This is a genomic window from Bradyrhizobium sp. RP6 (assembly GCF_003837805.1).
GTDB lineage: Bacteria > Pseudomonadota > Alphaproteobacteria > Rhizobiales > Xanthobacteraceae > Bradyrhizobium.
Genome location: NZ_RQIT01000024.1, coordinates 79,999 through 102,242, shown reverse-complemented (window position 1 = coordinate 102,242; position 22,244 = coordinate 79,999). Strand labels below are relative to the sequence as shown.

Here is a 22,244-nt window from a genome sequence, read left to right as displayed (position 1 = left end):
CATGGCTGTGTCGCAGGCTATTCCGATCACGCGCCATCCGTTTGCAAACGGGTCCTACAAGCAGATGCTGATCGATGGGAAGTGGGTCGATGCAGCCTCAGGCAAGCGCTTCGAGACCCGCAATCCCGCCACAGGCGAGCTGCTTGCAACCGTTGCCGAAGGAGACAAGGAAGACATCGATCGTGCGGTTGCCGCCGCTCGCCGCGCCTTCGAAGGCCCCTGGAGCAAGGTCAAGCCGTTCGAGCGGCAGAACCTTCTCTTGAAGCTCGCTGACCTCGTCGAGAAGAATTTCGACGAATTGTCGCAGCTCGATACGCTCGACATGGGCGCGCCGCTCAGCCGCACCCGCGCCTATCGCCTGCGCGCCGTCGGCATGCTTCGCTATTACGCCGGCCAGACCACGGCGATCCACGGCGAGACCATCGAGAACTCGCTGCCCGGCGAGATCTTCTCCTACACGCTGAAGGAGCCGATCGGCGTCGTCGGCGCCATCATTCCCTGGAACGGTCCGCTCACCGCGACGATCTGGAAGATTGGCCCCGCGATCGCGACCGGCTGCACCGTGGTGCTCAAGCCTGCCGAAGAAGCGCCGCTGACCTCGCTGCGCATCGCTGAGCTGGCGATGGAAGCGGGCGTGCCGCCCGGCGTCATCAACGTCGTGCCCGGCTATGGCGAGACGGCTGGCGCCGCGCTCGCCTCGCATCACGACGTCGACAAGGTCGCCTTCACCGGATCGCATGTCACGGGTCAGTCGATCATCCGAGCCTCCGCCGGCAACCTCAAGCGCGTCTCGCTTGAGCTCGGCGGCAAGTCGCCGGACATCGTGTTCGCGGATGCCGATCTCGACGCAGCCGTGCCGGGCGCGGCGATGGCGGTGTTCGCCAATTCCGGCCAGATCTGCAGCGCCGGAACGCGCCTGTTCGTCGAGCAGTCGATCTATGAGGAGTTCGTCGGCCGCGTCGCCGAGTTCGGCAAGAAGCTGCAGGTCGGCAACGGCCTCGATCCCAACGTGCAGATCGGACCGCTTGTCTCCGAACAGCAACTCGAGCGCGTCACCGGCTATCTCGACATCGGCCAGAAGGAAGGCGCAAGGGCGCTTGCCGGCGGCGGGCGCGTCACGGAAGGCGCGCTGTCGAAGGGCTTCTTCGTCTCACCGACGGTGTTCGCGGGCGTTGAGGACAACATGCGCATCGCGCAGGAGGAGATTTTTGGTCCCGTCATCTCCGCGATCGCGTTCAAGGACATGGATGAGCTGGTCAAGCGCGCCAACGCCACCACGTTCGGCCTCGGCTCCGGCTTGTGGACGCGCGATGTCAGCAAGGCTCATGCGGTCGCGAAGAGCCTGCGTGCCGGCTCGGTCTGGGTGAACTGCTACCAGGCGATGGACCCGGCCGTGCCGTTTGGCGGCTACAAAATGAGCGGCTACGGCCGCGAATCCGGCAAGCAGCACGTCGAGGAATATCTCAACGTGAAGGCCGTCTGGATCAAGACGGCGTAGAGCGTGCTCCGTCGCGTTCCGTCAGAGAGAATATCTGCCTGGGGCGGCGCCTTTTCCGGTGCCGCCCCTCGCTATATGATCCGCATCCTTTCATAGATATCCGGGGACCCCATGAAATTCGAAGCGTTGTTTAGGCCGTTGCAGGTCGGTCCGTACAAGCTTGCGCATCGCGTCGCCATGGCGCCGCTGACGCGCATGCGCGCCGAGCGCGAGAGCTTTTCGCCGCGGCCGCTCAACGCCGAATATTACGGTCAGCGCGCGACGAAAGGCGGCCTGATCATCGCCGAAGCCTCGCCGGTGCTCTCGCACGGCCGTGGCAACCCGGCGACGCCCGGCATCTATTCGGAGGCGCAGATCGCAGGCTGGCGTAAGGTGACGGACGCCGTGCACGCCAAGGGCGGCATCATCTTCCTCCAGCTCTGGCATGTCGGCCGCGTCTCGCATTCCTCCTTCCACGGCGGCCATCTGCCGGTCTCGGCCTCCGCGATCCCGATCAAGGCCGAGGGCATGAGGGCGATGACCGCCGACGGCAAGATCGCCGACTACGAACCCCCCCGCGCGCTGGAGACCGAGGAGGTCAAGGGCATTGTCGAAGCATTCAGGCAGGGCGCGAAGAACGCGCTTGCCGCGGGCTTCGACGGTGTCGAGATCCACGGCGCCAACGGCTATCTGCTCGAGCAGTTCCTGCAGTCGCGGAGCAATCAGCGCACGGACCAATATGGCGGCTCGATCGAGAACCGCGCGCGGCTGCTGCTCGAGGTGACCCAGGCCGCGATCGACGTCTGGGGCGCCAATCGCGTCGGCGTGCGGCTGTCGCCCTACGGCATCGCCAATGATTCCGGCGAGCCCGATCCGATGCCGCTCTATACGCATGTCGTGAAGGCGCTCGAGAAGCTGGGCCTGGCGTACCTGCATTTCATCGAACCGCGCTCGAGCGGCTCCGGCCGCGCCGAGGTCAACTGGCAGAACGTTCCGTCGGCGATGGTGCTGTTCCGTCCGCTCTACAGCGGCGTGCTGATGACCGCCGGCGGCTTCACCGGGGAGACCGCGAATGCGGCGATCGCCGAGGGACATGCGGATATCATCGCCTTCGGCCGCATCTTCATCTCCAATCCCGATCTGCCGCGCCGTCTCGAGCACGACTACCCGATCACGCCGTATAATCGCGCGACGTTCTACGGCGGCGAGGAAAAGGGGTATACGGACTATCCGGTGTATGACGCGCTGACGCCGGCGTAGCTTGCTCCGTCATTCCGGTGCGATGCGGAGCATCGAACTATCGTGCGCAAATTGCGCACCGGAGAATCTCGAGATCCCGGGTCTGGTGCTTCGCACCATCCCGGAATGACGGCGAGGAAAATACAAATGGCCAAGGCCGCAGCCGCCGCAGGGATAGCCACCGGCCAATGCCTCTGCGGCAAGGTCACCTTCGAGATCGACGTTCCCGCGCGCTGGGCCTGGCACGATCACTCCGCCGCCAGCCGCCGTGCCCATGGCGCGGCTTACGCCACCTATGTCGGAAGCTGGAAGAAGCGGTTTCGCATCACGTCGGGCAAGACCGCGCTGACCCGCTACGAGGACAAGGCCACGAAGACCGTGCGCAGCTTCTGCTCGCATTGCGGTACGCCGATCATGTACGAACGTCCGCGCGGCCCGCACATGGTCAACATCCCGCGTGCGCTGTTCACAGAGCGCACCGGCCGCCAGCCGCTCTATCACATCGCGGTCGAGGAGCTGCAGGAATGGGCCTATACCGGCGAGCCGCTGGTGCCGCTGAAGGGGTTTCCGGGCGTGGTGTGGCAGCGCTCGAAAAAGAGGAAGCGCGCGGGCGGCGAGGATCCGTTCGAGCTCGGCCGGGAGGAGATGTAGCGCGGGCCGCGCACTCACCTCTCGTGCCCCGGACGCAGCGCAGCCATGACAGCGCTTCCTTGCGTGCCTCCCAAGACTTCGGCCATCATGCTTTCAGTCCTTGCGGCAATGTCCGCTCCTGGAGGAAACATGAAGAACAAGATCACCGGCCGCTCCGCCTTTCTTGCGCTGCTCAAGGACGAAGGCATCACGCATCTGTTCGGCAACCCTGGTACCACCGAGCTGCCGATCATGCATGCGCTGAAGGAGCATCCCGACCTCACTTATGTGATGGCGATGCAGGAGAGCCTGGTGGTCGCGATCGCCGACGGCTATAGCCGCGCTTCGGGCAAGCTCGTCGCCTGCAACGTCCATGTCGCGCCGGGCCTCGGCAATGCCATGGGCTCGCTCTACAACGCCCAGTTCACGGGCACGCCGATGATCCTCACGGCCGGCCAGCAGGAGCAGGGCCACGGCCTGATGGAGCCGGTGCTTTATGGACCGCTGGTGCGGATGGCCGAGCCGCTGGTGAAATGGGCGGTCGAGGTGACGCGGCTGGAGGATCTGCCGCGCATCGTGCGCCGCGCCGCCAAGGTCGCGACGACGCCGCCGACCGGACCGGTCTTCATCTCGCTGCCCGGCGACATCCTGAACAGCGAGGCCGGCATCGATCTCGGCCGCTCCACCCGCATCGATGCGCGGACAAGACCATCCGATGAAGCGTTGAAGGCTCTTGCGGCCCGTCTGCTCAAGGCCGAACGCCCGGTGATCGTCACCATGGACGAGGTGGTCAAGAGCGATGCGTTGCAGGAGGCCGCCGAGTTCGCCAAGCTGCTCGGCGCTGCCGCCTATCAATCCTCCACGCCCTATGGCTCGCATTTCCTCTCGGAGAGCCCGAGTTTCGTCGGCTCGCTCGCGCGCGTGCAGAAGGTCGCGCGCGACACGCTGGCGCCTTACGATCTCCTGATTGCGCTCGGTGGCGATCCCCTGCGGATGTCGGTGTTTAGCGAGGTCGATGCGCTGCCGGATGGTCTCGGCATCGTGCAGGTTGGCCTCGTGGACTGGGAGATCGCCAAGAATTACGGCGCCGAGATCGCGCTGAAGGCGGATCTGAAGGAAACGCTGCGCGCGCTGATCCCGATGCTGAAGGAGATGGGTGGCGAGGCATTGGCGCAACGCGCCAGGCGGCGCCTTGCCGAGCTCGCGCCGAAGAACTGGACCGCGCGTCGTGCCGAGCTGGTCGAGCAGATCGGCAAGAGCGCTGGCCGCGCGCCGATCGATCCGGACTTCCTGGTGCTGCAAATGGTCGAGGCGATGCCTGACAATGCCATCCTGGTCGACGAAGGCCTCACCTCCAGCCGCCAGATCACGGCGCTGCGGCCGCATCGCGATCGCCATGGCTACCACGGCCTCGCCTCCGGCGGCATCGGCTGGGGCCTGCCGGCGTCGGTTGGCGCCAGCATCGCCAATCCGGGCCGGCCCGTGGTGTGCTTCTCCGGCGACGGCAGCGCGATGTACTCGATCCAGTCGCTGTGGACGGCGGCGCATCACAAGCTGCCGCTCAACGTCGTCATCGCCAACAATGGCGGCTACCGCATCATCAAGCAGCGCCTGCTCGCCTTCCATGGCGACGACAATTATGTCGGCATGGATTTCGTCGATCCGCCCGTCGATTTCGCCGGCGTCGCCAAGGCGCTGGGCTGCGAGGCGATCAAGGTCAGCGATGCCAGCGAGCTGAAGGCGACGCTGACCTCGGCGTTCGGCCGGCCGGGGACCAAGCTGATCGAGGTGATGGTGGACGGAAAGGTGTAGGGGCGGGATGTCGTATCGTCATTGCGAGGAGCGTAGCGACGAAGCAATCCAGATTGTCTTTGCGGATGCATCTCTGGATTGCTTCGCTTCGCTCGCAATGACGAGGAGGCGGCAACCTACCCCTTTTTCCCCACGCGATACCCCGCGGCCGGATGCGGCGCGTCGAGCCGCGCGCGGCCCTGGCCGAACAGCTTCTCCCGCAGCGTGCCCTTCGCATACTCGCTCTTGTATCGCCCGCGCCGGGTCAGCTCCGGCACCAGCATGTCGGCGATGTCCTCGAAATCACCGGGCGAGATCGCGAACGCGACGTTGAGCCCGTCGACGTCGGTCGCCTCGAACCACTCTTCGATCTTGTCGGCGACCATCTCCGGCGTGCCGACCACGACCGGGCCGGCGCCGCCGATGCCGACATGCTCGATGACGTCGCGGACGGTCCAGACCCGGTCGGGATCGGCGCGAGTGACGTTGTCCATGGCGCTGCGGCCGGCATCGTTCTGGACGTGCCGCACCTGCTGGTCGAGGTCGTAGCCGGAGAAGTCGACGCCGGTCCATCCCGATATCAGCGCCAGCGCGCCCTCGGGGCTGATGTGGCGGCGATAGTCGTCGTACTTTTCTTTCGCTTCGGCTTCGGTCCGGCCGAGGATGATCGTCATCATCGAGAACATCAGGATCTCGGCCGGGTTGCGGCCGAGCGCGGCGGCCTCCTGGCGGATCGCGGAGACGCGTGGCGCGATCACCTTGGCGGACGGTCCCGACATGAACACGCATTCGGCATGGCGGGCCGCGAATTGCCGGCCGCGCGGCGACGTGCCGGCCTGGTACAGCACGGGCGTGCGCTGGGGCGACGGCTCGCTGAGGTGAATGGTGTTGTTGATACGATAGTTCGCGCCTTCATGATTGACGCGATGAACTTTTGTGGGATCGGTGAAGATGCCGCGCTTGCGGTCGCGCAGCACGGCGTCGTCCTCCCAGCTGCCTTCCCAGAGCTTGTAGACGACCTCCATATATTCGTCGGCGATGTCGTAGCGGTCGTCATGTCCGGTCTGCTTGTCCTTGCCGGCGCCGCGCGCGGCGCTGTCGAGATAGCCGGTGACGACATTCCAGCCGATTCGCCCCTCGGTGAGATGGTCCAGCGTCGACATCCGCCGTGCGAACGGGTAGGGCGGCTCGAAAGACAGATTGCTGGTGACGCCGAAACCGAGATTTTGCGTCACGGCTGCCATCGCCGACAGCAGCAGCAGCGGCTCATTCGATGGCGTCTGTGCTGCATTGCGCAAGGCTGCGTCAGGGCTGTTGCCATAGACGTCGTAGACCCCGAGCACGTCGGCCAGGAACAGCCCGTCGAAGCGGCCCCGTTCCAGGGTTCGGGCGAGATCGATCCAGTAGGGCAGGCGGTTATAGTCGGCCGTGCGGTCGCGCGGATGGGTCCACAGGCCCGGCGACTGGTGTGCGACGCAATTCATCGCAAAGGCGTTGAGCCTGATCTCTTTGGCCATGCTTGTCCCCTCGGCGCCCTGTACTGAGCGCTCTTCGAATGATAGATGTGCGCCCCAACTTGGCGAAGTTCTTGCATATGTTTGGGTATTGGCAAGGTCAAAATCAGCGATGCCGCGCCTGGCAAGCCGATCTCAAGCGAGCAGGAACGAAATCCCAAGAGAATTACAAGAGAAACTCCAAGAAACTCTCCTAGCCCCCTGCCACTTTCGATGGCCTACGTAGCCCCCTACGTTCGCCCGCGTCGAAACCTTGAAAACGAAAGCAATGACCAGAGCCGACGCCATCGCCCGCGCCCGGGACGACTTCAAATCCGGCGCGTTCCTCGCCGAGCTCGACCGCCGCGTCGCGTATCGGACCGAAAGCCAGAATCCGTCGCGCGGCACCGAGCTGCGCGCCTATCTGGAGCAGGAGATGCAGCCGGCCTTCGCCGCGCTCGATTTTTCCAGCCGCATCGTCGAATCCCCGAGCGGCAAGGCGCCATTCCTGTTGGCTGAACATCACGAGAGCACGTCGGCGCCGACCGTGCTGATCTACGGCCATGGTGACGTCGTCGACGGCATGGAGGGCGAGTGGCGCGAGGGACGCGATCCCTGGCGCACGGTGGTTGCGGGGACACGCCTCTACGGCCGCGGCACCGCGGACAACAAGGGTCAGCACAGCATCAATATGGCGGCACTCCGCGCGGTGCGCGAGGCTCGCGGCGGCAAGCTCGGCTTCAACGCGAAATTCATCATCGAGATGGGCGAGGAGATCGGCTCGCCCGATCTCGGCAAGGTCTGCGATCTCAATCGCGACGCGCTCAAGGCCGACCTGTTCATGGCTTCCGACGGGCCGCGTCTGTCCGCCGAACGGCCGACGCTCTTTCTCGGCTGCCGTGGCGGCCTCCGCATTCATCTCGACGTGAATCTGCGCGACGGCGGCCACCATTCCGGCAACTGGGGCGGCGTGCTCGCCAACCCCGCGACCATCCTGGTCAACGCGATCTCGACGTTGGTCGACGGCCACGGCCGCCTCCTGCTCGATGCCTTGAAGCCGCCGCGGCTCACCAACCAGATCCGCAGCCATCTCGCCGACGTACAGGTGGTGCCGACCGCGGACGAGCCGGCGCTCGCGGAAAACTGGGGCGAGGAAGGGCTGTCGGCGGCCGAGCGGCTCTATGCCTGGAACACGCTCGAAGTGCTGGCGATGTCGTCGGGCAATATCGAGAAGCCGGCGAACGCGATTCCCGGCCATGCCAATGCCGTGCTGCAACTGCGTTTCGTGGTCGGCACCAAGATTGACGGACTGATCGAGGCGATCCGCGCGCATCTGGTCGAGAAGGGTTTTCCCATGGTCGAGGTCCGCGCGGCGCAGAGCTTTGCCGCCTCGCGCACCGATTTCGACAGCCCCTGGATCAGATGGGCGGCGGATTCGGTCAAGGAGACCACGGGCAAGGCTCCGGCAGTGCTGCCGAATTTCGGCGGCTCGCTGCCCAATGATGTGTTCTCCGAGATCCTGGGCCTGCCGACGATCTGGGTGCCGCACTCCTATCCCGGCTGCTCCCAGCATGCGCCCAATGAGCACATCCTGCTGCCACTGACCGAGGAGGCCTTGACGGTGGTGGCCGGGCTGTTCTGGGATCTCGGGGAATTGCCAGGACCACTGACATGACCACTGACAAGCCCGTTAACCTGAGCCTTCGATCCAGCCGAAAGTCACATTCTAATCCGGCCCGATTTGTGCTTGCATCCGGTCGCATCATCCTGAAAGGGGAAGAAGAAAGTGAAACATTTCCGTAGCATCGGGCTCGCGCTCGCCGCGACCTTCGTCGTCAGCCAGGCCGGGGCCCAGGAGCTGACCGGCACGCTGAAGAACATCAAGGACACCGGCGCCATCACGCTCGGCTTCCGCGACTCCTCGATCCCATTCTCCTATCTCGACGACAACCAGAAGCCCGTCGGGTTCGCGATGGACATCTGCTACAAGATCGTCGACGCCGTGAAGAAGGAGCTCAAGCTCGACAAGCTCGAGGTCAAGCTCAACCCGGTGACGTCGGCGACGCGTATCCCGCTGATGGCCAACGGCACCATCGACCTCGAATGTGGCTCGACCACCAACAATGCCGAGCGCCAGAAGCAGGTCGCCTTCACCAACACCCATTACCTGACAGCCAGCCGCTATGTCTTCAAGAAGTCGAGCGGCCTGAAGTCGATCGACGATCTCAAGGGCAAGACCGTCGTCTCGACCGCCGGCACCACCAACATCAAGCAGCTCACCGAAGCCAACGCCGCGAAGGGTCTCGGCGCCAACATCATTCCGGCCAAGGACCACGCCGAAGCCTTCCTCATGGTCGAGACCGATCGCGCGGTCGCCTTCGTCATGGACGACATCCTGCTGGCGAGCCTCGTCGCCGGCTCGAAGAACCCGGACGACTACGTCATCTCCAAGGATGCGTTTTCCAAGCCCGAGCCCTACGGCATCATGCTGCGTAAGGACGACCCCGCCTTCAAGAAGGTGGTCGATGCGGCGACGGCGGCACTTTATACGTCCGGCGAAGCCCAGAAGATCTACGACAAGTGGTTCACCCAGAAGATCCCGCCGAAGGGCCTGAACCTCAACACGCCGATCTCGGCCGAGCTGAAGAACGAGTTCGCCAAGCCGACGGACTCGCCGAACCCGGACGACTACAAGTAAGATTAAACCTCGATCTTTCGATCGGGATCATGTCCGGCCACTCTTGACACTGGGGTGGCCGGACATTTGCATAGGCGCTCAGGATATCCATGACTGGCGCGTTCGCGCGGGGGACACGTGAACTACAACTGGAACTGGGGAATCTTTTTCCAGCCGAACCCGATGGGGACCGGCACCTATCTCGACATGCTGCTGTCGGGCCTGGTGCTGACCCTCAAGACCGCGGCGCTGGCCTGGGTGATCGCGCTGATCACCGGCTCGATCGTCGGTGTGATGCGCACACTGCCGTCGAAGGGGGCGAACTGGTTCGGCTTTGCCTATGTCGAATTCTTCCGCAACATGCCGCTGCTCGTGCAGCTCTTCCTGTGGTACTTCGTGCTGCCGGAACTGCTGCCAAAAGCTGCGGGCACCTGGCTGAAGCAGCTGCCGAACGCGCCGTTCTGGACGGCCGCGATCGGTATCGGCTTGTTCATGTCGGCCCGCGTCGCCGTGCAATTGCAGGCCGGCATCGGTTCACTGCCGCGCGGGCAGAAAATGGCCGCAACCGCGCTGGGCCTGACCACCGTGCAGGGCTATCGTTACGTGCTGCTGCCGATGGCGTTCCGCATCATCCTGCCGCCGCTGACGTCCGAGTTTCTCAACACCATCAAGAATACCGCGGTCGCGATCACCATCGGCTTGCTCGAGCTGACCGGACAGGCGCGGTCGATGCAGGAATTCTCGTTCCAGGTGTTCGAGGCCTTCACAGCCGCGACCATTCTCTACCTCCTCGTCAACGCCGTCGTCGTGACCGCGATGCGCTTCCTCGAGCGCTGGGTCGCGATTCCCGGCTACATCACGGGGAAATAAGCGATGTTCGGCAATCTCGATTTCGACGTCATCCGCCGCGCACTACCCTATCTGTTCTTCGAGGGCATGACGTTCACGCTGACGCTGACGGGGCTCGCCGCCCTCGGCGGCCTCATCTTCGGCACGGCGCTCGCCCTGATGCGGCTCTCCGGCTTCAAGCTGCTCGGCCGCATCGCCGGAATTTATGTCGACTTCATGCGCTCGCTGCCACTGGTGCTGGTCATCTTCTGGTTCTACTTCCTGGTGCCCTATATCGGGCAGTGGGTGACCGGCGCCTCGCGCCCGATCAGCGTCGGCGCGTTCGCATCCTCGCTCATCACCTTCATCATGTTCGAGGCGGCTTACTTCTCCGAGATCATGCGTGCCGGCATCCAGTCGATCTCGCGCGGACAGCCGGCCGCGGCCAGCGCGCTGGGGCTGACCTACGCCCAGACCATGCGCTACGTCGTGCTGCCGCAGGCCTTCCGCAACATGCTGCCGGTGCTGATCACGCAGACCATCGTGCTGTTCCAGGACACCTCGCTGGTCTACGTCCTGTCGATCACGGACTTCCTGGGAGCGGCCAGCAAGGTGGCGCAGCGCGACGGGCGCCTCGTCGAAATGTATCTGTTCGCAGCAGTCGTCTACTTCACCATTTCCTGTGTCGCGTCCTACGGCGTCCGCCGCCTCCAGGCGCGCATCGCCATCATTCGATAGAGCGTGTCGATCATGATCGAAATCAGCCACGTCAACAAATGGTACAGCCCCAGCTTTCAGGTGCTGACCGACTGCACCACCACCGTCACCAAGGGCGAGGTCGTTGTGGTTTGTGGTCCGTCGGGTTCGGGCAAGTCGACGCTGATCAAATGCGTCAATGCGCTGGAGCCGTTCCAGAGCGGCGACATCCTGGTCGACGGCACCAAGGTCAACGATCCCAAGACCGATCTGCCGAAGCTGCGGTCGCGCGTCGGCATGGTGTTCCAGCACTTCGAGCTGTTTCCGCATCTCAAGATCATCGACAATCTCTGCCTCGCGCAGGAGAAGGTGCTCGGGCGGCCGCACGACAAGGCACAGACCAAAGGCATGCAGCTCCTGGAGCGTGTCGGGTTGAAGGAGCAGGCGCAGAAATTCCCCGCGCAGCTCTCCGGCGGCCAGCAGCAGCGCGTTGCCATTGCCCGCGCGCTCGCCATGGATCCGATCGTCATGCTGTTCGACGAGCCGACCTCGGCACTCGATCCTGAAATGGTCAGCGAGGTGCTGGATGTCATGGTCGATCTCGCGCGTGAAGGTATGACCATGATGGTGGTTACCCATGAGATGGGTTTCGCCCGCAAGGTCGCCAACCGTGTGATCTTCATGGACCGCGGCGAGATCGTCGAGGACGCGGCGAAGGACGACTTTTTCGGCAAGCCGCGCAGCGACCGGGCGCAGAAGTTCTTGTCGAAGATTCTCTCGCACTGAGCGCTCCGCATCCCGAGGCGCGCGTCGCGCGAGCTATGATGCGCAATTGCGCATCTGAGGATCGATCAGGCGGCGTAACGCGGGGCGAAATGGATTCCGGGCTCGTCGCTCCGCGCCGCCCCGGAATGACGAATAGAGGGGTGATCCGGCCCCCTAACTGGCGTATAAGCGCGCCAAATTCCCCATCTCGCCAGGAGACCTGCCTTGGATCCGATCGCCTATGTCAACGGCTCATTCGTCCCGCTCTCGGAGGCCAAGATCTCGGTGCTCGATCGCGGCTTCCTGTTCGCCGACGGCATCTACGAGGTCTCGGCCGTGCTCGACGGCAAGCTGGTCGATAATGCCTCGCATCTGGCGCGGCTGGAACGCTCCGTCGGGGAGATCAAGCTGAAGCTGCCGGAGACGATCGAGCGCATCACCGAGCTCCAGAAGGAGCTGATCGCGCGCAACAAGCTCCAGGACGGTCTCGTCTATCTCCAGGTCACGCGCGGCGCCGACAAGGGGCGCGACTTCCCGTTTCCCAAGGGGGACGTCAAGCCGAGCCTGGTGATGTTCACGTCCGAGAAGGACATCATCAACGCGGCGGCGGCGAAGACCGGCATCAATGTCATCACGGTGCCCGACATCCGCTGGGAACGCCGCGACATCAAGAGCGTGGCGCTGCTGGCGCAGGTGCTGGCGAAGCAGGCCGCGGCCGAAGCCGGCGCGGGCGAGGCCTGGATGCTGCAGGATGGCTACGTCACCGAGGGTGGCTCGTCGTCGGCGTTCATCCTGACCAAGGACGACGTCATCGTCACGCGCAAGAATTCCAACGCGATCCTGCCGGGCTGCACGCGCAAGGCCGTGATCGCGCTTGCCGAGGGGCGCCAGCTCCGCGTCGAGGAACGGTCCTTCACGGTTGCCGAGGCGCTCGCTGCCAAGGAGGCGTTCATCACCAGCGCATCCTCATTCGTGCAGCCGGTGGTCGCCATCGACGGCAAGACGATCGGCGACGGCAAGCCCGGTCCGATGGCAACGCGCCTTCGCGAGATCTACGTGGAGTTCGCCAAGGCGACGGCGGTTTGAGCCACGCCCAAAGCGGTCATCGTCCGGCTTGACCGGGCGATCCAGTACGCCGTGACGGCAGGGATAGGCCCGATGGGCCGCGGCGTACTTCATGCCCCGCCTGCCGCCTTCGCTAAAGCTGCGGTGCCCCTAGACCTTAACCCCGGCGAAGCCTTGGCGTAGCCGGGTCGCGGGGCATGACAGCTGCGGATACCTCACGCCAGCGACGCCTTCACTTTTACCGGATGCACCGCGCGGAACGCGATCGCAATCCTGTTCCAGGCATTGATGGCGCCGACCAGCATGGTCAGGTTCACCGTCTCCTCGTCGGAGAACTGTGCGCGGACCTGCTCGTAGACATCGTCGGGCGCATGCGTCTGCGAGATCAGCGTCACTGATTCCGTCCAGGCCAGCGCGGCACGCTCGCGTTCGGTATAGAGCGGGGATTCGCGCCACGCGTTTAGCAGGTAGATGCGCTGCTCGGTCTCGCCGCGTTTACGCGCATCCTCGGCGTGCATGTTGATGCAGAAGGCGCAGCCGTTGATCTGCGACGCCCGGATCTTGACGAGCTCGATCAGCGATTTCTCGATGCCGGTCGACTGGATCTGCGCCTCCAGCGCCATCAGCGCTTTCATCGTATCGGGCGCGGCCTGGAAGTAGTTCATGCGGGGCTTCATGATCGTCTCCTTGCTTCTCGGCTTGAGGTCAGTGGGCGCCACCGGCCGAGGTCTGGCCGGGCTTCTTCAGGAAGAGGACGGCGAGCAGCGCCACGATCAGCGCCATGCCGAGCAGATAGAAGGTATCGCTGAAAGCGAGGATATAGGCCTGCTTCTGCACGGTACGGCCGATCGCGACATAAGCGCGATGCGCGGCGTCCGCATGGTCGAGCACGCCGTGATTGATGAAATACTGGGTCAGCTGCTCCAGCCGCGTGCGCGTCGCCTGCTCGAATATCGAGACCGACTGCATCAGCACGTTGGAGTGATATTGCTCGCGCTTGGTCAGAACGGTTTGCAGGATCGCAATTCCGACCGCGCCGCCGAGGTTGCGCATCATGTTGAACAGGCCGGACGCCGAGCCTGCGTTCTCGGCTTCGATGCCGGCGGTCGCCACCGCCGACAGCGGCGCCATGACCAGGGCCTGCCCGATCGCGCGAACGATATTGGGCCACAGCAGCTGGTCGGCGGCGTAGTCGTTGGTCATGTAGATGTTCATGAAGTTGGACGCCGCAAACAGCACGAAGCCGACGCCGATCACGATGCGCGGATCGAGCTTCTGCATCAGGCGCGGCACCAGCGGGATCAACACCAGTTGCGGCAGTCCGGTCCAGGCCAGCACCATGCCGATCTGCTCGGCATTGTAGCCCTGGATGCGTGACAGATACTGCGGCAGGATGAACACCGAGCCGTAGAGCGCGATGCCGAGCAGGAAGTTCGCGAGCATGCCGAAACCGAAATTACGCCGCACCAGCAGGCGCAGGTTCAGGAGCGGCTTCTTCACCGTGAGCTCGATGATCAGGAAGGCGGCCAGCGCCACCGCCGCGATCGCCGACAGCTTGACGATGAAGGGGGAGCCGAACCAGTCGTCCTTGTTGCCTTCCTCGAGCACGGTCTGGAGCGCCGACAGGCCGATTGCCATGGTGATGATGCCGGCCCAGTCGCCCTCGCGCAGCAGCGAGAGTTTCATCGGTTTGGCCTCGAGTGCGTACCAGAGCATGCCGACCATGATCGCGCCCGGCACGAGGTTGACGTAGAAGATGTACTGCCAGCCGAAATTCTCGGTGAGATAGCCGCCGATGGTCGGGCCGATCGCCGGTGCGAACGTCGCCGACAGCGCGAACAGCGCGAGGCCCACCGGCTGCTTGCCGCGCGGCAGCAGGGTGATGATCAACGTGAAGGCCAGCGGGATCAGCACGCCGCCGGTGAAACCCTGGATGGCGCGCAGCACGATCATCTGCGACAGATCCTGCGCCAGCGCGCAAACCGCGGAGAGAGCCAGGAACAGGATCGCGTTGGTGAGCAGATAGATGCGGATCGAGAACACCTGCGCCAGCCAGCCGGACAGCGGGATCACCACGATCTCGGCGACGAGATAGGAGGTCGAGATCCAGCCGCCGTCGTCGATGCCGGCGCCGATCGCGCCCTGGATGTCTGCGAGCGAGGCGTTGACGATCTGGATGTTCAGCACCGCCATGAAGGCGCCAAGCGTTGCGCCGATCACCGCGATCCAGGTTTTGGCCGACACCGACGGTGCGGCGGGTGCGGGAATGCTGGCGGTGGATGCGGCGTTGAAGGCGGGTTGAAGCGTGCTCATGGAAGCCTCGTCTCGGCTACGGAGACAGGATGCGGATGATTTCGACGATCGAGGACGTTCTGGGACGATCTTCCGGCGAGGTTCGACAAACCTGCCGGAGCCAGGTCAGCCGCCGTTCGGTCGGAGCATGTTGTCGGCGAGACGCTTGGCCGTCTCGCGCTCGGCCAGCACGGTCGCCTTGGTGTCGATGGTTGGCACCGCGGACATGCCGGGGCGAAGCAGGCCGGTGAGGCTGTGGTCGTCGAGCACGATCTTCACCGGAACGCGCTGCACGATCTTGGTGAAGTTGCCCGTGGCGTTGTCGGGCGGCAGCAATGCGAATTCCAGCCCGCTCGCCGGCGACAGGCTGTCGACATGGCCATGCAGGGCCCGATTGCGAAAACTGTCGACGTACAGCTCGACCGGCTGGCCCGGCCGCACATGTGTGAGCTGGGCCTCCTTGAAGTTGGCGACGACATAGACTGCATCGAGCGGCACCACCGCCATCAATTGTGTGCCTGCTTGCACGTATTGGCCGACGCGCAAGCTGCGGGCGCCGACCGTGCCATCCACCGGCGCGGTGATCTCGGTATAGGACAGGTTCAGCGTCGCCTGCTGCGCGACCGCCCGGGCACGTTCGAGCTGGGCCGTGGCCTGGGCGCGTTGGCTGGTAAGCACGTCGATCTTGCGCTGCGCAGCCAGAAGGCCGTACTTCGCGTGCTGCAATTGCGCGCTGCTGGCGCGCAGCGCCGCGTCGGTCTGCTGCGCGCGCTGGATCGTGCCGGAGCCCGACTTCATGAGGTCGTCGTAGCGGGCGCGCTCCTCTTGTGCAAATTTCAGGTTGGCGTCCGCAGCAGCGACGTCGGCCGTGCTTTGCTCGATGATCGGCTGCTGCAGCTCAAGCTCGGCATCGATGATGCGCACAGATGCTTCGGCAGCCGCGACATCCGCGCGGGCCTGGTCGAGCGCCGCCCTGAAATCGCGGTCGTCGATCTTGGCCAGCAGCTGACCCGCCTTGACCTTCTCGTTGTCGCCGACCAGCACCTTTGCGATGTAGCCGGAGACCTTCGGCGCGACGATCGTGGAATCGGCCTTTACATAGGCGTCGTCAGTGGCTTCGAGGTACCGGCCGGTCTTGAAATAGTCGTAGCCATAGTCGCCGGCCACCGCGATGCCGAGGATCAGCGCCACGCCGATGGCTGCCCAATTGATGGTCTGTCGAGACAGGCCTAGGCCGATTTTTGCAGTTGTTCCAGAGACATAAGACGCGTTCGACATGACATCCTCGGAATTCGCGGCCGCCCGTTCGAAAAGGGGCGCGCGCATTGACGAGGATAAGATGCGTTGTCCCGACCGCTGTGATAATCTCGGAATTCTTTGAAGCATTATCCAGTAATAATGGATAATTGGAACCTCGAGCCATGGACCGTTTCACCAGCCTCACCGCCTTCGTCCACGTGGTCGAAAACGGCGGCTTTTCCGCCGCCGCCCGCCGCCTCAACATGTCGACGACCATGGTGAGCAACCACGTCCAGGCGCTGGAGAACCGACTCGGGGTGCGGCTACTCAACCGCACCACGCGGAAGGTGAGCCTCACCGAAATCGGCAAGGCCTATTATGAGCGCTCAACCCAGATTCTCGCGGATCTCGAGCAGGCCGACGACATCGCGAGCGAATTGCAGTCGGTGCCCCGCGGCACGCTGCGCATTCACGTCGCCACGCACATGGTGCCGTTTGTCGCGCCTGTCGTGGCGAAGCTGCTGTCGACCTATGCGGAGCTCAGGATCGATCTGCGCATGGGCGAGGCCGATGTCGATCTCATCGAGGAGGGCTACGACGTTGCGCTGCGCATGACCCCGCCGCCGGATTCGAGCCTGATCGTGCGGAGACTTGCCACCTGGCGTCACGTGCTGTGCTGCTCGCACGATTATCTCGAGAAGCACGGCCGGGTGCAGACGCTCGACGAGCTCACCGGGCACAATTGCGGTCGGCACTTGAACTATCCGTTTGGCGACGAATGGCGCTTCCTTGACCGCAAAGGCACTCCGGCTTCCGTTCGCATCTCGGGCAGCTTCGTCACCAACAGCGGAGAAGCGCTGCGGAAGGTCGCACTGGAGGGCGCCGCTGTCTGTCTGATGGCGGGGTTTCTCATCCAGGACGATCTCGAAACCGGCAGCCTCGTGCGCCTCTTGCCGGAATATCGGACGGTCGAGCTGTCCATGAATGCGGTCTATCCGCATCGCCATCATCTGTCGGCGAAGGTCAGGACCTTCATCGACCTGCTCACGCACCATAGCGCCGAGCAGCAGAAGCTGATCAACCCTTATTCATGAGCGACGCGGCGGCGGCAACCGGCCAAACACGTTGTCGAGTGCCATGCCGATCGCAAGCAGACGATGATCACTTCCCGCAGGGCCGTCGAGCTCAAGCCCGATCGGCAATCTGCTGCTGGCGCCGAGTGCGATTGGGATCTGGATGCCGGGAATGCCGGCATTGCTGCCGAGATCGGTGTTCTGGATGAACAGTGCGAAATTCTCCAGGCTGCTGGAGTCCGGGTTGGAGGGAATGGTGATGCGCGGCGTGGTCGGAAAGGCGATGGCGTCGAGCTTGTTTCCGGAGAAGGTGTTGTCATAGAGCGCCTGAAGCGCAGGCCGCGCGATCTTGACCGCGGCGTCGTAGATCGGCTTGGCGTCGATAAACGTGTCGTCGGGACCGGGCAGCTTGCGCGGGATCACGAGGTCCTCATAGGTAGCCTTGACGTCGGCGCTGGAGATTTCCTGCGCCAGCGCCTCGATGCTGAGGCCGGTGCCGGTGTGTGCGAGATAGGCGACCAGATCGTCATACGCCTCATATAGCGCGACTGGAAAGCTGACCTGGCCGTCGAGCTCCGCCAGTTGGGGCATCTCGATCTCGACCACGACGATCCCCCGAGCTTTCATCTGCGCGACTGCCCGATGGAAGGCGGCCTCGGTGTCGTCATCGAGATTGGTCAGCATCGCCTTGGCAATGCCAACGCGGACCAGCTTGAGATCCGCGGGCAGGACCGGATCGCCTCCGGCGATGACGCGGTCGAGCAGCGCGACATCGGCCATGGTTGCGGCCATAGGCCCCGCGGTGTCGCGGGTGTGCGAGATCGGCGCGATGCCCTCTTGCGGATAGCGCCCGACCGTTGGCCGCAGCGAGGCGCACCCGTTCAGGGCGGCGGGCACGCGTACCGATCCGCCGGTGTCGGTGCCGAGCCCGCCCGCGACGATTCGCGCGCCGATCGCGGCGCCCGTCCCGGACGAGGAGCCGCCGGCGATCCGCCTGCGATCATAGGCATTGCGCACGCCGAACTCGGCGCCGGTCTTGAACGCGGTGTTGTAGCCGGAGATGCCGAAGGCCAGTTCGTGCATGCTGGTCTTGCCGATGATGATCGCTCCCGCGGCGCGCAGCTTTGCCACGACAGGTGCATCGGCCCTTGGAATGTAATCCTTCAGCGCGGGGGTGCCGGCGCTACAGGGCAGCCCGGCCACCTCGATATTGTCCTTGATCACGACGGGCACGCCGCCGAGCGGCTTGCCCCTGTCGCCCTTCGCGTCGAACGCCGCGGCGGCCTTCATGGCGCCGGCCTCGTCCAGGGTCACGAAGGCATTGAGGTCGGCGTTGGCCCTGGCGCGGGCAAGAGCTTCCCGGGTGAGTGCGGTGCTCGTGATCTTCCCGGCGCTGAGGCCGTTCGCGGCCTCGGTCAATGTCAGCTGGTCGAAATCCATGATGCGTCACCCGATCGCGGGAGCGCCATCAGGGCGTCCCTCCAGGTTCAGAGGCTGAAACGTTGCCGGCGCGGCGTCAACCGGTGGCGCGCATCCTTGCCGGCGATGGCGTGGGGAGTTCGGCGAGCAGCCGCTCGATTTCGGACCTCACCTTCGCGATCGCGGCGGCCTTGACCGGCCCATACCCGCGGATCTCCATAGGGGCCCTTGCAATCGCGACGAGATCCGGAAGACTCGCCGTGTCGAGCCCGCCGAGCATCCGCTCGACCAGGCCTTGATACCAGGCGATCAGCTCTGGCTCGGCTCGCCGTTCCGCGGCGTAGCCGAATGGATCGAACGGCGTCCCGCGCAGCCCCTTCAAGCGCGCGAGCATGTTGAGAGGCATCTGGATCCACTGTCCGAAGGCACGCTTGCGTGGACGGCCACGTGCGTCGCGCCGCGACGGCAGGAACGGCGGGGCGAGGTGATACTGGATGTTGAAGCCGTCCTCGAATTCGCGCTTCAGCTCGTCGAGGAAGCCGCTTTGCATGTGCAGCCGCGCCACCTCGTACTCGTCCTTGTAGGCCATCAGCTTGAACAGGCTGCGCGCGACGGCCTCGGTCAGCGCCTCGCTGTTCAGGCCGGCTTCGGCGCTGCGGACTCTTGCGACGATCGCCCGGTATTGCGCCGCATAGGCCGCGTTCTGATAGGCCGTGAGGAAATCGAAGCGCCGGGCGATGAGCTGGTCGAGCGTCTCGGCCTTGGGCGCATCGTCCGCGTTCGACAGAGAATCCGGATCGGCCGCGGCGACCCGGCCCCAGGCAAAGGCCTGCTTGTTGCGCTCGATCGCCACGCCGTTGAGCTCGATCGCGCGCAATAGCGCCTGCAGCGAGACCGGCACCAGTCCGCGTTGCCAGGCAAAGCCGAGCATGATGATGTTGGCATAGACGGCATCGCCGAGCAGGCGCTCGGCCAGCCCATTGGCATCGATCGTGCCGACATTGCTCTCGCCGATCACGCGGCCAATTGCGCGCAGGCGGGCGGGCGAGGCGAGATCGGCGTCGCGGAAGCGGACGACGTCGCCGGTCGGCATCTCCGCCGTGTTGACCGCAGCGCGCGTGCCTTTCCGGTAGGTTCCGGACGCCTTTGGCGAGGAGCTGACGACGAGGTCGCAGCCGATCAGCGCGTCGGCCGCACCCTGGTCGATGCGGACCTGGTGCAACATTTCGGGGCTCGCGGCGAGGCGGATGTAGCTCAGCACGGGACCAAATTTCTGCGCAAAGCCGGTGAAGTCGAGGACCGAGACGCCGCGGCGTTCGAGGTGCGCGGCCATGCCGATCAGCGCGCCAACCGTGATCACGCCGGTACCGCCGACGCCGGTCACCAGCAGATCGTAGGGGCGGTCGAGCGTTCGGGGCGTGGGCAGGGGGAGCGTGGCCGCGCGGCCGACCGCGTCGATCCGGCTTGCGCTCTTCCTCCGGCGCGTCGCCCCTTCGACGGTGACGAAGCTCGGGCAGAAGCCGTTGAGACAGGAAAAATCCTTATTGCAGGCCGACAGGTTGATCTGACGCTTGCGGCCGAACGGCGTCTCCCTCGGCTCGACGCTGAGACAGTTGGATTCGACCGAGCAATCGCCGCAGCCTTCGCAGACGAGGTCGTTGATGTAGGCGAAGCGTTTGGGATCGGCCATCTGCCCGCGCTTGCGGCGGCGTCGCTTCTCGGTGGCGCAGGTCTGCTGATAGATCAGGACGGACACGCCGGAGACGTCGCGCAGTTCGCGCTGCACGGCATCCATCTCCTCGCGCGGGTGGATGGTGACACCGGTCGGCAGGTCGGCAGGCGAGAACTGTGCGGGATCATCCGACACCAGTGCGATACGCGCCACGCCTTCGGCGCGAACGCTGTGGGCGATGGCATGGACGCTGACGGGGCCGTCGACCGGCTGGCCGCCGGTCATCGCGACGGCATCGTTGAACAGGATCTTGTAGGTGATGTTGGCCCTGGCCGCGATCGCCTGCCGGATCGCCATCGAGCCGGAGTGGTAGTAAGTGCCTTCACCGAGGTTCTGGAACACGTGCTTGCCGCCGGTGAATCTCGACGACGCTGCCCAGTTCACGCCTTCGCCGCCCATCTGGATCAGCGAGGAGGTCTCGCGATCCATCCAGCTCGCCATGAAGTGGCAGCCGATGCCGGCCAGGGCCTTTGATCCCTCCGGCACTTTCGTCGACGTGTTGTGCGGGCATCCCGAGCAGAAATACGGCGTTCGTGTTGCGCCGCTGACGTTGATGGTGCGCGCCGCTTCCGGCATCAAGGCGGCTGCCCGCGCGGCGAGATTGAGATCCGGAAACATCGGGTCGAGCCGCCGCGCCAGCACGGAAGCGAGCGTCCGCGGCGACAACTCGCCGATCCAGGAGATCAGTCTCGCCCCTCGCTCGTCGTGCTTGCCGACCATGCGCTCGGGCTTGGCGCCGGGATAGTCATAAAAATATTCCTTGAACTGGCTTTCGATGATGCCGCGCTTCTCCTCGACCACGAGGATCTCGCGTTTGCCCTTGACGAAATCCATGGCGTCGTGCAGCGCCAGCGGCCAGACCATGCCGACCTTGTAGACGTCGATGCCGATGCTGCGGCAGGCCGCTTCATCGAGGCCCATCAGCCGCAGCGCCTCCATTAGATCGAGATGCGCCTTGCCCGTGGTAACGATGCCGTAGGTCGCGTCCGGAATATCGTAGATGTGGCGGTCGATCGGGTTGGCCTTGGCGAAGGCGTAGACCGCGTGCTTCTTCGCCTCCAGCCGTTCCTCGATCTGCGGGCCCGGCAGGTCGGGCCAACGATAGTGCAGGCCGCCGGGGGGCGGCGTGAAGTCGGGCGCGCGGAAGTCGCGGGGCGGACGCAGCGCGACGGAGGCGCCTGATTCCACGATGTCCGAGATCGCCTTGAAGCCGACCCACATGCCGGAGAAACGGCTCAGCGCGTAACCATATTCGCCGAAGGCGAGATATTCGCTGACGCTTGCAGGGTGCAGCGTCGGCATGAACCAGCTCATGAAGGCGACGTCGGACTGGTGCGGCATCGAAGAGGAGACGCAGCCGTGGTCGTCGCCGGCAACCACCAGCACGCCGCCATGCGGCGAGGAGCCATAGGCATTGCCATGCTTGAGCGCATCGCCGGATCGATCGACGCCGGGGCCCTTGCCGTACCAGAGCCCGAACACGCCGTCGACTTCGCGGTCGGCTTGCGTTTCGACCTGCTGCGAGCCCAGCACCGCTGTCGCCGCGAGGTCTTCATTGACCGCCGGAAGAAACTCGATGCGGTCCCGTTTGAGCCGTTCCTGGATGCGCCACAGTTCGAGGTCAACGCCGCCGAGCGGCGAGCCGCGATAGCCGGAGATGAAGCCGGCGATATTGAGCCCGGCCGTACGATCTCGACGCGCCTGATCGAGCGCGATGCGGACGATGGCCTGCGTTCCCGTGAGGAAGACGCGGCCCTCCTCGCGTTCGTAGCGGTCGGAAAGTTCATAAACGTCGAGTGACGGAATGGCGTCCATGGCGGACCTCGCG

The 22,244-nt window shown here is 64.6% G+C and carries 17 protein-coding genes; 11 read left to right on the top strand and 6 right to left on the bottom strand.

Annotated features, from left to right (window positions below):
* Position 1 precedes the first annotated feature (1 nt).
* The 4 genes from EHH60_RS30775 to EHH60_RS30760 all read left to right on the top strand — a co-directional run bounded on the left by EHH60_RS30775 (position 2) and on the right by EHH60_RS30760 (position 5,158).
* On the top strand, positions 2-1,498 hold the full coding sequence (locus EHH60_RS30775; RefSeq protein WP_199752239.1) for an aldehyde dehydrogenase family protein: 1,497 nt from the start codon (positions 2-4) through the stop codon (positions 1,496-1,498).
* A gap of 111 nt (positions 1,499-1,609) precedes the next feature.
* Positions 1,610-2,737, top strand: a complete 1,128-nt coding sequence (locus EHH60_RS30770; RefSeq protein WP_124163102.1) for an alkene reductase — start codon at positions 1,610-1,612, stop codon at positions 2,735-2,737.
* Positions 2,738-2,863: 126 nt separating this feature from the next.
* A complete protein-coding gene (locus tag EHH60_RS30765) occupies positions 2,864-3,367 on the top strand; it encodes a GFA family protein (RefSeq protein ID WP_124163101.1) in 504 nt (167 codons plus the stop codon).
* 129 nt (positions 3,368-3,496) lie between these two features.
* Complete coding sequence (locus tag EHH60_RS30760; protein WP_124163100.1) at positions 3,497-5,158, top strand: thiamine pyrophosphate-binding protein; 1,662 nt, start codon at positions 3,497-3,499, stop codon at positions 5,156-5,158.
* A 116-nt stretch (positions 5,159-5,274) separates the two neighbouring features.
* Here the strand turns inward: EHH60_RS30760 and EHH60_RS30755 are convergent, their stop codons facing one another.
* Positions 5,275-6,654 (bottom strand): LLM class flavin-dependent oxidoreductase, encoded by a 1,380-nt coding sequence (locus EHH60_RS30755; protein ID WP_124163099.1) that lies wholly within the window; start codon positions 6,652-6,654, stop codon positions 5,275-5,277.
* A gap of 265 nt (positions 6,655-6,919) precedes the next feature.
* On the opposite strand from EHH60_RS30755, the gene EHH60_RS30750 reads away from it, so the two are divergent.
* From EHH60_RS30750 to EHH60_RS30725, 6 genes are all read left to right on the top strand, one after another.
* Positions 6,920-8,305 carry a M20 family metallopeptidase gene (locus EHH60_RS30750; RefSeq protein ID WP_124163098.1) on the top strand — a complete coding sequence of 462 codons (1,386 nt, stop codon included), beginning with the start codon at positions 6,920-6,922 and terminating at the stop codon, positions 8,303-8,305.
* A 111-nt stretch (positions 8,306-8,416) separates the two neighbouring features.
* Positions 8,417-9,328 (top strand): amino acid ABC transporter substrate-binding protein, encoded by a 912-nt coding sequence (locus EHH60_RS30745; RefSeq protein ID WP_124163097.1) that lies wholly within the window; start codon positions 8,417-8,419, stop codon positions 9,326-9,328.
* A gap of 117 nt (positions 9,329-9,445) precedes the next feature.
* Positions 9,446-10,177, top strand: a complete 732-nt coding sequence (locus EHH60_RS30740; RefSeq protein ID WP_124163096.1) for an amino acid ABC transporter permease — start codon at positions 9,446-9,448, stop codon at positions 10,175-10,177.
* Positions 10,178-10,180: 3 nt separating this feature from the next.
* Positions 10,181-10,873, top strand: coding sequence for an amino acid ABC transporter permease (locus tag EHH60_RS30735; protein WP_124163095.1), 693 nt, complete (start codon positions 10,181-10,183; stop codon positions 10,871-10,873).
* A 12-nt stretch (positions 10,874-10,885) separates the two neighbouring features.
* Complete coding sequence (locus EHH60_RS30730) at positions 10,886-11,617, top strand: amino acid ABC transporter ATP-binding protein (protein ID WP_124163094.1); 732 nt, start codon at positions 10,886-10,888, stop codon at positions 11,615-11,617.
* A gap of 204 nt (positions 11,618-11,821) precedes the next feature.
* Complete coding sequence (locus EHH60_RS30725; protein WP_124163093.1) at positions 11,822-12,682, top strand: D-amino-acid transaminase; 861 nt, start codon at positions 11,822-11,824, stop codon at positions 12,680-12,682.
* Between the two features lie 194 nt (positions 12,683-12,876).
* Here the strand turns inward: EHH60_RS30725 and EHH60_RS30720 are convergent, their stop codons facing one another.
* From EHH60_RS30720 to EHH60_RS30710, 3 genes are all read right to left on the bottom strand, one after another.
* Complete coding sequence (locus tag EHH60_RS30720; protein ID WP_124163092.1) at positions 12,877-13,338, bottom strand: carboxymuconolactone decarboxylase family protein; 462 nt, start codon at positions 13,336-13,338, stop codon at positions 12,877-12,879.
* Between the two features lie 28 nt (positions 13,339-13,366).
* Complete coding sequence (locus tag EHH60_RS30715) at positions 13,367-14,974, bottom strand: MDR family MFS transporter (protein WP_124163091.1); 1,608 nt, start codon at positions 14,972-14,974, stop codon at positions 13,367-13,369.
* A gap of 105 nt (positions 14,975-15,079) precedes the next feature.
* A complete protein-coding gene (locus EHH60_RS30710) occupies positions 15,080-16,231 on the bottom strand; it encodes an HlyD family secretion protein (protein ID WP_502697431.1) in 1,152 nt (383 codons plus the stop codon).
* A 143-nt stretch (positions 16,232-16,374) separates the two neighbouring features.
* Between EHH60_RS30710 and EHH60_RS30705 the strand changes: the two genes are divergently transcribed.
* A complete protein-coding gene (locus EHH60_RS30705) occupies positions 16,375-17,286 on the top strand; it encodes a LysR family transcriptional regulator (RefSeq protein ID WP_124163089.1) in 912 nt (303 codons plus the stop codon).
* On the opposite strand, the gene iaaH is transcribed toward EHH60_RS30705, so the two are convergent.
* Entirely contained in the window at positions 17,281-18,705 is a 1,425-nt protein-coding gene (gene iaaH / locus EHH60_RS30700) for an indoleacetamide hydrolase (protein ID WP_124163088.1), read from the bottom strand. The two genes, EHH60_RS30705 and iaaH, sit on opposite strands and share 6 nt — an antisense overlap.
* Positions 18,706-18,781: 76 nt before the next feature.
* The gene (locus EHH60_RS30695; RefSeq protein WP_124163087.1) at positions 18,782-22,231 is read right to left on the bottom strand and encodes an indolepyruvate ferredoxin oxidoreductase family protein; all 3,450 of its coding nucleotides are present in this window, start codon (positions 22,229-22,231) and stop codon (positions 18,782-18,784) included.
* Between the last annotated feature and the right edge of the window lie 13 nt (positions 22,232-22,244).

Excerpts from the sequence above, each read along its gene's own strand:
- EHH60_RS30765 (WP_124163101.1), top strand. The coding sequence starts at position 2,864 with ATGGCCAAGGCCGCAGCCGCCGCAGGGATAGCCACCGGCCAATGCCTC.
- EHH60_RS30750 (WP_124163098.1), top strand. The coding sequence starts at position 6,920 with ATGACCAGAGCCGACGCCATCGCCCGCGCCCGGGACGACTTCAAATCC.
- EHH60_RS30705 (WP_124163089.1), top strand. The coding sequence starts at position 16,375 with ATGGACCGTTTCACCAGCCTCACCGCCTTCGTCCACGTGGTCGAAAAC.
- iaaH (WP_124163088.1), bottom strand. The coding sequence starts at position 18,705 with ATGGATTTCGACCAGCTGACATTGACCGAGGCCGCGAACGGCCTCAGC.
- EHH60_RS30715 (WP_124163091.1), bottom strand. The coding sequence starts at position 14,974 with ATGAGCACGCTTCAACCCGCCTTCAACGCCGCATCCACCGCCAGCATT.
- EHH60_RS30710 (WP_502697431.1), bottom strand. The coding sequence starts at position 16,231 with ATGTCGAACGCGTCTTATGTCTCTGGAACAACTGCAAAAATCGGCCTA.
- EHH60_RS30730 (WP_124163094.1), top strand. The coding sequence starts at position 10,886 with ATGATCGAAATCAGCCACGTCAACAAATGGTACAGCCCCAGCTTTCAG.
- EHH60_RS30770 (WP_124163102.1), top strand. The coding sequence starts at position 1,610 with ATGAAATTCGAAGCGTTGTTTAGGCCGTTGCAGGTCGGTCCGTACAAG.
- EHH60_RS30720 (WP_124163092.1), bottom strand. The coding sequence starts at position 13,338 with ATGAAGCCCCGCATGAACTACTTCCAGGCCGCGCCCGATACGATGAAA.
- EHH60_RS30735 (WP_124163095.1), top strand. The coding sequence starts at position 10,181 with ATGTTCGGCAATCTCGATTTCGACGTCATCCGCCGCGCACTACCCTAT.
- EHH60_RS30775 (WP_199752239.1), top strand. The coding sequence starts at position 2 with ATGGCTGTGTCGCAGGCTATTCCGATCACGCGCCATCCGTTTGCAAAC.
- EHH60_RS30760 (WP_124163100.1), top strand. The coding sequence starts at position 3,497 with ATGAAGAACAAGATCACCGGCCGCTCCGCCTTTCTTGCGCTGCTCAAG.
- EHH60_RS30755 (WP_124163099.1), bottom strand. The coding sequence starts at position 6,654 with ATGGCCAAAGAGATCAGGCTCAACGCCTTTGCGATGAATTGCGTCGCA.
- EHH60_RS30695 (WP_124163087.1), bottom strand. The coding sequence starts at position 22,231 with ATGGACGCCATTCCGTCACTCGACGTTTATGAACTTTCCGACCGCTAC.